An 11,260-nucleotide genomic window follows, 5' to 3' on the forward strand; every position below is an offset into this window, starting at 1 on the left:
CGCCGGCTCCTACAGACGCCGTGGCCCCCGTAGGAGCCGGCGTTGCCGGCGAAGAGGCCGGTACAGAGGGCGGCAACATCTGCCCCTTATACCCCAGCCCCGCATCTGTTTTCGTCCGTCTTTGCTTGCCGAGGAATATGGTTATTCCAAAACCATCTATCTAAATTCCATTTAGATCTAATTTCGTTGTTTTTCAGGCTGTTAGCATTTCTGTTCGCAATCGCGCACAGACGCGACGCCCCGCCCTTTGTCTGGAGCTTCAATGAACCTGCCGCTGTTTCTCAACCTGCTGGTGTTCGCAGCCTTGCTGCTGGGCCTGGCGCAAACCAGCAAGACCTCCTGGAGCCTGGCCAAGAAAGTGCTGGTCGGCCTGATCGTCGGCGTGCTGTTCGGCAGTGCCCTGCATGCCATCTACGGTGCCGGCAGCCCGGTCCTGAAAAGCACCATCAGTTGGCTCGACCTGGTCGGCAACGGCTATGTGGGCCTGCTGCAGATGATCGTCATGCCGCTGATCTTCGTCTCGATCCTCAGCGCCGTGGCACGCCTGCACAACGCCTCGTCGCTGGGCAAGATCAGTTTCCTGACCATCGGCACCCTGCTGTTCACCACGGCCATCGCCGCGTTGATCGGCATCGGCCTGACCAACCTGTTCGGCCTCAGCGCCGAAGGCCTGGTGGCCGGCGTGCAGGAAACCGCGCGCATGCAGACCATCCAGAGTGACTACGCGGGCAAGGTCGCCGACCTCAACATCCCGCAACTGCTGCTGTCGTTCATCCCCACCAACCCGGTGGGCGACCTGGCCCGGGCCAAGCCGACCTCGATCATCAGCGTGGTGATCTTCGCCGCGTTCCTCGGTGTGGCCGCCTTGCAACTGCTCAAGGACGACGCCGACAAGGGCAACCGTGCGCTGGTGGCCATCGACACCCTGCAGGCCTGGGTGATGCGCCTGGTACGCCTGGTGATGAAGCTCACCCCATATGGCGTGCTGGCGCTGATGACCAAGGTGGTGGCCAGCTCGAACCTGGACGACATTCTCAAGCTGGGCAGTTTCGTGGTGGTGTCGTACATCGGCCTGGGCCTGATGTTCGTGGTGCACGGTGTGCTGCTGGGCCTGGGCGGGGTCAACCCGCTGCGGTTTTTCCGCAAGGTATGGCCGGTGCTGACCTTTGCCTTCACCAGCCGCTCCAGTGCGGCGAGCATTCCGCTGAGCATCGAGGCGCAGACCCGTCGCCTGGGCATCCCTCAGGCGATTGCCAGCTTTGCCGCCTCGTTCGGCGCGACCATCGGCCAGAACGGTTGCGCAGGCCTGTACCCGGCGATGCTGGCGGTGATGGTGGCCCCGGCGGTGGGCATCGACCCGCTCGACCCGCTGTGGATCGCCACGCTGGTGGCCATCGTGACCCTGAGTTCGGCCGGGGTGGCCGGGGTGGGCGGCGGTGCGACCTTCGCCGCGCTGATCGTGCTGCCGGCGATGGGCCTGCCGGTGGAGCTGGTGGCGCTGCTGATCTCGGTCGAGCCGCTGATCGACATGGGCCGCACGGCACTGAACGTGAGTGGTGCGATGGTGGCCGGTACCCTGACCAGCCAGGCCATGGGGCAGACCGACAAGGTGCTGCTGGAGGCCGATGAGCATGCGCAGTTGACGCATAGCTGAAGACCCCTTCGCCAGCAAGGCCGGCTCCTACAGCAATCGTGTAGGAGCCGGCCTTGCCGGCGAATGCATCAACGCCGCTCCCACACCTCGAAGTGATAAGCCGGCTTGTCCCCTTCAGCCGCATTGGCCTGGGTCGATTTCATCGCCCACTGCTGCGCATCCACCTCGGGGAACCACGCATCCCCCACCGGGCTGAGCTCGACCCGCGTCAGGTACAGCCGATCCGCCAGCCCGCGTTCCAGCGCCTGCCCGTACAGCTGCGCACCGCCGATCAGCATCAGCTCGCTCACACCGTGCTCCAGCGCCCACTGCTCGGCCCGCACGATGGCCTCATCCAGCGAACCGAACACCTCGGCGCCCTCCAGCACCAGGCCCGGCTGACGGCTGACCACCAGGTTCAGACGCCCCGGCAAGGGGCGCCCCAGCGAATCCCAGGTCTTGCGACCCATGATGATCGGCTTGCCCAACGTGGTGGCCTTGAAATACTTGAAATCCCCCGGCAAATGCCAGGGCATGCTGTTGTCGATGCCGATGACGCGGTTCTCGGCGAGGGCCGCGATCAGGCTGAGAGGCAGTGATGTTTTCATGCCCGCGAGGATAGCAAAGCCCGCTGGCCGATGCGTGGGTTATGCTTTGGGCAGTTTTGATCAATGGAAGCTGGGTGTGACTGGACTGACTGACCTGGACAAACGCTGGCTCACCGAAGCCGTGCGCCTGCGTGAAGAACATGCCGGCGCGCTGGAAGACCAGGAAGCCAACCGCCGTGCGCGCCAGCAAGGCGGCGACCTGGCTGCACGCATCGAACACCGCGCCCTGTGGCTGGCCGAACGCGACGGCCTGCGCGCCGCGCTGGGGCGCTGGAAAGCCGGGGCGCGCCTGGCGCTGCTGGCCCTGCTGCTGCTCGCCGTGCTCAGCGGCGCCGGCCTGGCCTTCGCCGGGCTGGGCGACGGCCAGCGCCCGGTCAACGTGTTCTGGGCGCTGGGCAGCCTGCTGGGGCTTAACCTGCTGATGCTGCTGAGCTGGGCTCTGGGCTTTGCCCTGGCCGGCGACCATGGCGCCAGCCTGGGGCGGCTGTGGCTATGGCTGAGCGAAAAGTTCGCCCGCGATGCCAAGGCCGCGCATCTGGCCCCAGCCCTGCTGGTACTGCTGCAACGCCAGCGCCTCAACCGCTGGCTGCTCGGCCTGCTGGTGCACGGCCTGTGGCTGCTGGCGCTGGCCAGCGCCCTGGTGGTGATGCTGATGCTGCTGGCCACCCGGCGTTATGGCTTTGTGTGGGAAACCACCATCCTCGACCCCGACACCTTTGTCGGCCTGACCCAGGCCCTCGGCACCCTGCCCGCGCTGCTGGGCTTCAGCGTGCCGGACGCGGCCATGATCCGCGCCAGCGGCGCCAGCCAACCGGCGCTGGAGCTGGCACGCCAGTCGTGGGCCGGCTGGATGCTCGGCGTGCTGGTGGTGTACGGCCTGCTGCCGCGGCTGGTGCTCGCGGCCCTGTGCCTGTGGCGCTGGCACAGCGGGCGCCGGCGCCTGGGCCTGGACCTCAACCTGCCCGGCTACAGCGCCCTGCGCGACGTGCTGATGCCCAGCAGCGAACGCCTGGGGGTCAACGACCCTGCCCCGCAGGCCTTGCCCGAAATCACCCGCAGCGAAGGCGACGCACCGGCCGAGGGCGCCTTGCTGGTGGGCCTGGAGCTCGACGACCAGCACCCCTGGCCGCCCGCTCTGCCAGCCTCGGTGACCAACGCCGGTATCCTCGACAGCCGCGAATCACGCAACAGGCTGCTCGAACAGCTGAGCCGCTTCCCGCCCGCGCGCCTGGCCATCGCCTGCGACCCGCGCCGCTCGCCCGACCGGGGCAGCCTGGCGCTGCTGGCCGAGCTTGCGCGCAGCGCCGGGGCCACGCGCATCTGGCTGTTGCAGGCACCACCCGGCCAGGCACTGGACGCCGACCGCCTGGGCGACTGGCACCAGGCGCTGGAGCAACTGGGCCTGGCGTACGCCGACAGTGCCCCCCTCAACTGGCTGGAGCATGGCCATGACTAAGCCGTTGAAACTGGCCGTGGTCGGCCACACCAACGTCGGCAAGACCTCGCTGCTGCGCACGCTCACCCGCGACGTGGGTTTCGGCGAAGTCTCGCACCGCCCCAGCACCACCCGGCATGTGGAAGGCGCACGGCTGTCGGTGGAGGGCGAGCCGCTGCTGGAGCTGTACGACACCCCGGGCCTGGAGGATGCCATCGCGCTGCTCGATTACCTGGAGCGTCTCGATCGGCCTGGTGAGCGGCTGGACGGCCCGGCGCGGGTCGAGCGTTTTCTGCAAGGCAACGAGGCGCGCCAGCGCTTCGAGCAGGAGGCCAAGGTGCTGCGCCAGTTGCTGGCCAGTGATGCCGGGCTGTACGTGATCGACGCCCGCGAGCCGGTGCTGGCCAAGTACCGCGATGAACTGGAAGTGCTGGCCGGTTGCGGCAAACCGCTGCTGCCGGTGCTCAACTTCGTGGCCAGCAACGAGCATCGCGAGCCGGACTGGCGCGAGGCCCTGGCACGCCTGGGGCTGCACGCACTGGTGCGCTTCGACAGCGTGGCCCCGCCGCAGGATGGCGAGCAGCGCCTGTACGAAAGCCTGGCCTTGCTGCTGGAGAATGCGCGCCCGGCCTTGCAGCGCCTTATCGATGACCAGCAGGCCCAGCGTGTAGCACGCCAGCACAGCGCCAAGCGCCTGATTGCCGAACTGCTGCTCGATTGCGCAGCGTGCCGGCGTAGCGTGATCGCCAGGCCGGAGGCCGAGGCAGCGGCGATCAGCGAGCTGCATCAGGTGATTCGCCAGCGTGAACAACGCTGCGTCGAGGCGCTGCTCAAGCTGTATGCGTTTCGCAAGGACGACGCCCACACCGGCGAGCTACCGCTGCTGGACGGGCGCTGGGGCGATGACCTGTTCAACCCCGAGACCCTGAAATTGCTGGGCGTGCGCCTGGGCAGCGGGGTTGCCGCGGGCGCGGCGGCCGGTGCCGGGGTCGACCTGCTGGTCGGCGGCATCACCCTGGGGGCGGCCGCACTGGCCGGGGCGATTGCCGGGGGTGCGCTGCAGACGGCACGCAGTTACGGTTCGCGGCTGATGGGCAAGCTGAAGGGCCAGCATGAACTGACGGTGGACGACGGGGTGCTGCGCTTGCTGGCGTTGCGTCAGCGTCAGTTGCTGGCAGCGCTGGAGGGGCGCGGGCATGCGGCGACAGCTCGCATCAAGCTGACGTTGCCCAGCGACAAGGGCTGGCGCGAGGGCAAGTTGCCGGAGGCGCTGAGCAAGGCGCGGGCGCACCCGCAGTGGTCGTCGATGAACCCAGGGGCCAAACTCGGGCAGGCGGAGCGGCAGGAGCAGATCGACAGTCTTGTACAGGAGCTTTAAGGCCAATCGCGGGTCAAGCCCGCTCCCACAGAGAGTGTGCGATCCCTGTGGGAGCGGGCTTGACCCGCGATGGCGGTCTCAGATCAGACGTGCAATATGCCCCTCCGCCAACGCCGGCCCAACGCTCATCCCCACCCCGCTGTGCATCAGCGCCGCACTCACCCCCGGCGCTACCGCCAGCAGCGAAAACGGCCCCGGCCCACCCGAGCCGTACACCCCCTGCCAGCGCTCCAGCACCTCGATGCGCCCACCCAGCGTCTGCTCGGCCAGCTCGATCATCCAGTTGTCCACCTGCTCGGCATTGAACGGCGACGCATCGCTGGCGTAGGCATGCGAATCGCCGATGATCAGCTCGCCATGGGGCGTCGGGCTGATCAACAGGTGAATGCCGTTTTCCAGCAGGTGCGGGCTGTCGGCCTGCACCTCGGCGCGCAGGGCCTGCGCCTGCGGCAGGTCGGCATACGCCCCGTAATGCAGGCAGCTCAACCCGGTCAGCAGCGAATGCTGCAGATCCAGGCCGAAGCGTGGCCGGGCGCGCATCATCTGCAGGCGACATACCTGCGGCTGCAACTGCGCCATCGGCTCGGCGAGCAGCGTCTGGTAGTCGTGCCCGCTGCACACCACGATATGCTCGCCGCTGAAGCGACCGGCGGTGGTGGTCAGAAACCCCGGCTCCACCTCGCGCACCAGCGTGGAAAAGTGGAACTCGACGCCCAGTTGCTCGCGCAGGTAGTTGACCAGCGCAGGGATGGCCTCGCGCGAGTACACCTGCTGATCGTCCAGCCCACGCAGGGCGGCGCGATGATGGCGGAACTGGCCGTCGTACAGCGCATCGAGCGCGGCGCCCTGCAGCAGTTCGACCGGGTAGCCGTGCTCGAGTGCACGCCCGTTGCAGAAGGCTTCGAGCAGGTCTTGCTCCAGCGCGGTGCGGGCCAGCAGCAGCGAGCCGTTGCGCTTGAGCGCAAAGCCGGCGTGCTCGGCCCAGTGGGCCCAGATGCCGCGGCTGGCCTTGGCCAGTTCGAGCATCTGGCCGGGTGGCTGGCCGCTGACCAGGGCCTGGCCGAAGTTGCGAATGGAGGCGCCCAGCGGGGTGGCGCTGCGTTCGAACACCTTGACCCGCAGGCCGCGCCGGGCTGCGGCGTAGGCGTGGGACAGGCCGAGGATGCCGGCGCCGACGATGAGAAAATCTGACATGGGGGTTCCCTTGAGATGGTGGTGCGACTTTCGCCGGCAAGGCCGGCTCCTACAGACGGCGCAGACCTGTAGGAGCCGGCCTTGCCGGCGAAGGGAGCGAAGCGGATTTACTGCTGCGCCACCTTCTCCGACTTGCCGTCATAGCGCTTGCGCCACTCGGCCAGAATGCTGTCGCGGTTCTTCGATGCCCAGCCGAAGTCGTTCTTGATCAGACGCTGCTCGTAATCGGCCGGCAACTCGGTCTGCGGCTTGGCAATGCCCGGCTGCGCCAGCACCGCGAAGTTCTCCTTGTACAGCTCCATCGCCGCCGGGCTCGCCGAGAAGTCGGCCAGGCGCTTGGCCGCGGCTTCATGCTGACTGCCCTTGATCAGCGCAGTGGCCTCGATCTCCCAGCCCAGGCCTTCCTTGGGCAGCACGATATCCAGCGGCGCGCCCTGGCGCTTGAGCTGCACCGCCGGGTACTCGAACGAGATGCCGATCGGGAACTCTCCCGCCGCCGCCAGCTTGCACGGCTTGGAACCGGAGTGAACGTACTGGCCGATGTTCTGGTGCAGCTCGTCCATGTACTGCCAGCCCTGCTTCTCGCCGAAGGTCTGCAGCCATGCGCTCACATCCAGAAAACCGGTGCCGGACGAGGCCGGGTTGGGCATCACGATCTTGCCCTTGTACTCGGGCTTGGTCAGGTCCTGCCAGCTCACCGGCTTGCTCAGCCCCTGCTTCTCGGCCTCGATGGTGTTGAAGCAGATGGTCGCCGCCCACACGTCCATGCCCACCCACGCCGGCGGGTTGGCCGCATCGCGGTAGTTGGCGCCGATCTTGTCCAGGTCCTTGGGGGCATAGGTCTGCAGCATGCCCTGCTGGTCGAGGATCGCCAGGCTCGACGCCGCCAGGCCCCACACCGCGTCGGCCTGCGGGCGATCCTTCTCGGCCAGCAGCTTGGCGGTGATGATGCCGGTGGAGTCACGCACCCACTTGATCTCGATATCCGGGTTGGCCTTCTCGAAGGCCTGCTTGTAGGTCTTGAGCTGTTCGGCCTCCAGCGCGGTGTACACGGTGAGCTGGGTGTCGGCGGCCTGGGCCTGCACGGTCACGGCAGCGAGCACGGCAGCGGCAAGAGCAAGTGGCTTGAACATGGTGCGGTTCCTTTGAGCAGTACAGGGTTGGAAGAGCAATCAGTGGCCCGGCGCGCGCTGGCGCCAGGCCTGGGAGCGTTTGAGCAGGCCACGCGAGGCCCACGCCAGCAGCAGTGACACGCCGGCGCTGGTCAGCAGGATCAGGGTGGACATGGCGGCGGCACCGCCGACGTTGCCGGCATCGTCCATGTTCAGTACCGCCACCGCGGCCAGGATGGTGTCGGGGCTGTAGAGGAAGATGGCCGCCGACACGGTGGTCATCGCCGAGACGAACAGGTAGCGGATGATGTCCAGCAGCGCTGGCAGGCAGATCGGCACGGTAACCCGCGCAAAGTGGCGGTACAGCGGGGCCTTGAGCGACAGCGCGGCGGCCTCGAACTCGCTGTCGAGCTGGCGCAGTGCAGTGGTGGCGGTCATCTGCGCGGTGGTCAGGTAGTGCGCGATGGTGCACACCACCAGCAGCGTCATGCTGCCGTAGAACACATGCAGCGGGTTGCCCGGCAGGTTGAAGAAGAACACGTAGCCCAGCCCCAGCACCAACCCCGGCACGGCCATCGGCACGAAGCTGAGCAGGCGCAGCAGCAGGTTGAGACGGCCTCTGGTCTTCTCCATCAGGTAGGCGCCGCTGAAGATCACCGCGCTGCCGATCAGGGCGGTGCCCAGCGCCATGGTGATGCTGTTGCGGTAGGCCAGCCAGCCGCCGCCGGCGGTGTCGTCGAACTGGTAGTGCTTGAGCGACAGCGACAGGTTGTAGGGCCAGAACTTGACCAGCGAGGAGTACACCGCCATGCCCACCACCAGCAGCAGAATGGCGCACACCAGCAGCACGATGGCCAGGAAGCACGCATCACGCCGGCGGCTGGGGGCCGGCTCGAACACCTGGGCGCGACCGCTCATGGCATCGCCCTGGCGCCGGCGCAGCCAGGCATCCACCGCAAAGCTGAGCAGCGCCGGCACCAGCAGCACCATGCCGATCAGTGCACCACGGCCGAACTGCTGCTGGCCCACCACCGCCTTGTAGGCTTCCAGCGCCAGCACCTGGTAGTCGCCACCCACCACCACCGGCACGCCGAAGTCGGTGATGGTGAGGGTGAACACCAGGCAGAACGCGGCGAACACGGCCTGGCGCGTGGCCGGCCAGGTGATGCTGGTGAACGCGCGGCGTGGCCCGGCGCCCATGCTGGAGGCCGCATCGAACAACCGTGCGTCGGCCAGCGACAGTGCCGAGAGCAGGATCATCAGCGCATGCGGGAAGGTGTAGATGGCCTCGCCCAGCACGATGCCCCAGAAGCCATAGATATTGTCGCTGAGCAGCCCGCGCAGCAGGCCCTGGTTACCGAACAGGTACACCAGCGCGATGGCCGGCAGCATCGAAGGCGCCAGCAGCGGCAGCAGCGAGATCCCGCGCCAGATACGCTTGCCCGGAATCAGCGTGCGTTGCAGCGCATAGGCGAACAGGTAGGCGGTGGGCACCACGATGGCCGCCACGCTCAGCGCGACGGTGAGGCTGTTGCCCAGCAGCCAGTGGAAGTTGGCGCTGGCGAACAGTTCGCGGGCCCCGACCAGCCCGCCGCCTGCCCGGCATCGCTGCTGAAGCCGCGCCAGAAGATCGCCAGCAACGGCAGCAGCACCGCGACGGTCAGCAGCACCAGCAACAGCCATTTGCCGCCGGTCACGAACAGGCGATCACCCAGCGCGACGCCGCCGGTGGTCTTGGCCTTCGCAGGTGCGATCGGCAGGCTCATCGGCGCGCCCATGTCAGGCAAACACCTGCAGGCTGCGCGGCGGCAAGGCCACCCAGATATCCTGCGAGCCCAGGCGCGGCATCGACTCGGGCGCCACCTCGGCGGTGAGTGCGTGGCCGGGCAGTTGATTGAACTCGAAACTCATGCGGCAGCGATTGCCGAGGAAGGTGATTTCCCGCACGCGGGCCGGGAACAGGTTTTCTTCATGCACCGGCGGGTTGACGCTGATCGCCTCGGGGCGGCAGAACAACCGGCCACTGTTGGCCGCGCCCGCACCGGGGGCCAGGCGCAGGTTCATGTCACCCACCTGGGCATGGCTGTCGCTGCGCTGCTGGAATGGCAGCCAGTTGCCCTGGCCGACGAACTCGGCCACGAACGGCGTGGCCGGCTTGTCGTAGATGGCCTGCGGGGTGTCGTACTGCTCGACCTGGCCGTTGTTCATCACCGCGATGCGGTCGGCCATGAGCATGGCCTCGTCCTGGTTGTGGGTGACCATCAGGGTGGTGATGCCAAGTTGGCGTTGCAACTGACGCAGCTCGCTGCACAGGTGGTCGCGCACGCGGGCATCGAGGGCCGACATGGGTTCGTCGAGCAGCAGCAAGGAGGGTGCCGGGGCGAGTGCGCGGGCCAGGGCCACACGTTGTTGCTGGCCGCCGGAGAGCTGGCCGGGGTACTTCTTCTCGCTGCCGCGCAGGCCGACCAGGTCGAGCATGTCGGCCACGCGCTGACGGGATTCGTCGCGGCTGCTGGCGGTCAGGCCGTAGGCGATGTTGGCTTCGACGGTGAGGTTGGGGAACAGCGCGTAGGACTGGAACAGAATGCCGTAGTCGCGGGCCTGGGGCGGCAGCTCGGAAATGTCGCGGTCACCGATGTAGAGGGTGCCGCGGTCCTGGCGTTCGAGCCCGGCGATGCAGCGCAGCAGGGTGGTCTTGCCGCAGCCGGAGGGGCCGAGCAGGCACACCAGTTCGCCGGCGGCGATGTCCAGGGACACGTCGTGCAGCGCGGTGAAGGCGCCGAAGCGTTTGTGGATGCCGCGCACTTTCATCTGTGCGCCGGGGGTTGCGAGTGCGTTGTTCATGCCGGGACCTCACTGAACGAGTGAGGGCCATGCTAGGCGGGCAATGCGAAGGTTCTGTGGCGGTGGGGCAAAAGCGGGTGATAGTGGTATAGGCAGATTTTTGTAGGAGCCGGCCTTGCCGGCGAAGGGGGCACTGCGCAATCCCACAGGCCGCAGCGCGACATTCGCCAGCAAGGCTGGCTCCTACAGGGTCAGCGCCGAGACTTCCTGGGCCAGGCCGAGAAAGGCAGCAGGCAACCGCGCCTGGCGCCGTTCCTTGAGGCAGTACAGGTACTCATGCATCACCGGCGCACCCTCCAGCGCCAGCACCTTAAGCTCCGGGTTATGCGGCACCTCGTGGCGGGCGATGATGCTGATGCCGATGTTGCGCAGCACTGCCTCGCGGATCGATTCGCGGCTACCGATCTCCAGCAGCGAGCCCACCTTCACCCCCGCCTCGTCGAGCATCTGCTCGGTGAGCCGGCGCGTGGTCGAGCCCTGTTCGCGCATCAGCAGGCAATGCCCGCCCAGCGCACTCAGCGGCACCGCCTCACGCGAGGCCAAGGGATGGTTGCGGTGCACTGCCACCACCAGCGGGTCGACGCCCAGTACCCGCCGCACCAGCCGCGCATCCTCCACCAGCTGTGACGAGGCGGCCATGTCCACGCGGTAATCCTCCAGCCACTCCAGCACCTGCTGCGAGTTGCCGATCTCCACCGACAGCTCCACCTGCGGCAGGCGCTCGCGGAAGATCTTCACCAAGTCGAGAATGTAGTACGGCGCGGTGGCCGCAATGCGCAGGCCGCCCTGCCCCTGGCCGCTGTTGCGCAGGAAGAACTCGATATCCGACTCCTGCTGCATCAGCGCCTTGACCATCGGCATCAGCCGCGTGCCGTCGTCGCTCAGGGTCAGGCGGCGACCGCCGCGAAAGAACAGCTCGACCCCGTACTGGGCCTCCAGGTTGCGGATCTGCGTGGTCACCGTCGGCTGGCTGAGCCCGAGTTTCTTCGCCGCCAGGGTAATGCTGCCCAGGCGGGCCACCATGTAGAACGCCTTCAACTCGGAACTCAACATACC

General features: G+C 67.3%; 8 protein-coding genes and 1 pseudogene. 3 read left to right on the forward strand and 6 right to left on the reverse strand.

Going from position 1 to position 11,260, the window contains the following annotated elements; translation table 11 throughout:
• Nucleotides 1-262: 262 nt before the first annotated feature.
• Nucleotides 263-1,654 carry an L-cystine transporter gene (locus N0B28_RS24815; RefSeq protein ID WP_058541775.1) on the forward strand — a complete coding sequence of 464 codons (1,392 nt, stop codon included), beginning with the start codon at nucleotides 263-265 and terminating at the stop codon, nucleotides 1,652-1,654.
• A gap of 68 nt (nucleotides 1,655-1,722) precedes the next feature.
• On the opposite strand, the gene N0B28_RS24820 is transcribed toward N0B28_RS24815, so the two are convergent.
• Nucleotides 1,723-2,241 carry a dihydrofolate reductase gene (locus N0B28_RS24820; RefSeq protein ID WP_078480709.1) on the reverse strand — a complete coding sequence of 173 codons (519 nt, stop codon included), beginning with the start codon at nucleotides 2,239-2,241 and terminating at the stop codon, nucleotides 1,723-1,725.
• Between the two features lie 76 nt (nucleotides 2,242-2,317).
• Here N0B28_RS24820 and N0B28_RS24825 point away from each other — a divergent pair, with 76 nt between their 5' ends.
• Nucleotides 2,318-3,697, forward strand: coding sequence for a DUF2868 domain-containing protein (locus N0B28_RS24825; protein ID WP_210015336.1), 1,380 nt, complete (start codon nucleotides 2,318-2,320; stop codon nucleotides 3,695-3,697).
• Entirely contained in the window at nucleotides 3,690-5,054 is a 1,365-nt protein-coding gene (locus tag N0B28_RS24830; protein ID WP_078480707.1) for a DUF3482 domain-containing protein, read from the forward strand. The genes N0B28_RS24825 and N0B28_RS24830 overlap by 8 nt, the downstream gene beginning before the upstream one ends.
• Nucleotides 5,055-5,132: 78 nt before the next feature.
• On the opposite strand, the gene N0B28_RS24835 is transcribed toward N0B28_RS24830, so the two are convergent.
• The 5 genes and pseudogenes from N0B28_RS24835 to N0B28_RS24855 all read right to left on the reverse strand — a co-directional run bounded on the left by N0B28_RS24835 (nucleotide 5,133) and on the right by N0B28_RS24855 (nucleotide 11,257).
• A complete protein-coding gene (locus tag N0B28_RS24835) occupies nucleotides 5,133-6,248 on the reverse strand; it encodes a TIGR03364 family FAD-dependent oxidoreductase (RefSeq protein ID WP_275729415.1) in 1,116 nt (371 codons plus the stop codon).
• Between the two features lie 107 nt (nucleotides 6,249-6,355).
• Nucleotides 6,356-7,381: a putative 2-aminoethylphosphonate ABC transporter substrate-binding protein gene (locus N0B28_RS24840; RefSeq protein ID WP_054915526.1), complete on the reverse strand. Its 1,026-nt coding sequence runs from the start codon at nucleotides 7,379-7,381 to the stop codon at nucleotides 6,356-6,358.
• Nucleotides 7,382-7,420: 39 nt separating this feature from the next.
• Nucleotides 7,421-9,138: pseudogene (locus N0B28_RS24845) on the reverse strand (putative 2-aminoethylphosphonate ABC transporter permease subunit).
• A gap of 1 nt (nucleotide 9,139) precedes the next feature.
• Nucleotides 9,140-10,204 carry a putative 2-aminoethylphosphonate ABC transporter ATP-binding protein gene (locus N0B28_RS24850; RefSeq protein WP_058541770.1) on the reverse strand — a complete coding sequence of 355 codons (1,065 nt, stop codon included), beginning with the start codon at nucleotides 10,202-10,204 and terminating at the stop codon, nucleotides 9,140-9,142.
• Between the two features lie 183 nt (nucleotides 10,205-10,387).
• Entirely contained in the window at nucleotides 10,388-11,257 is an 870-nt protein-coding gene (locus tag N0B28_RS24855; protein WP_058541769.1) for a LysR family transcriptional regulator, read from the reverse strand.
• Between the last annotated feature and the right edge of the window lie 3 nt (nucleotides 11,258-11,260).

Origin of the sequence: Pseudomonas sp. SD17-1 (assembly GCF_029201585.1) — a bacterium.
GTDB lineage: Bacteria > Pseudomonadota > Gammaproteobacteria > Pseudomonadales > Pseudomonadaceae > Aquipseudomonas > Aquipseudomonas palmensis.

Bases quoted from the DNA above. Each gene is read 5' to 3' on its own strand.
- N0B28_RS24815 (WP_058541775.1), top strand. From the start codon at position 263: ATGAACCTGCCGCTGTTTCTCAACCTGCTGGTGTTCGCAGCCTTGCTG.
- N0B28_RS24820 (WP_078480709.1), bottom strand. From the start codon at position 2,241: ATGAAAACATCACTGCCTCTCAGCCTGATCGCGGCCCTCGCCGAGAAC.
- N0B28_RS24830 (WP_078480707.1), top strand. From the start codon at position 3,690: ATGACTAAGCCGTTGAAACTGGCCGTGGTCGGCCACACCAACGTCGGC.
- N0B28_RS24835 (WP_275729415.1), bottom strand. From the start codon at position 6,248: ATGTCAGATTTTCTCATCGTCGGCGCCGGCATCCTCGGCCTGTCCCAC.
- N0B28_RS24840 (WP_054915526.1), bottom strand. From the start codon at position 7,381: ATGTTCAAGCCACTTGCTCTTGCCGCTGCCGTGCTCGCTGCCGTGACC.
- N0B28_RS24850 (WP_058541770.1), bottom strand. From the start codon at position 10,204: ATGAACAACGCACTCGCAACCCCCGGCGCACAGATGAAAGTGCGCGGC.
- N0B28_RS24855 (WP_058541769.1), bottom strand. From the start codon at position 11,257: ATGTTGAGTTCCGAGTTGAAGGCGTTCTACATGGTGGCCCGCCTGGGC.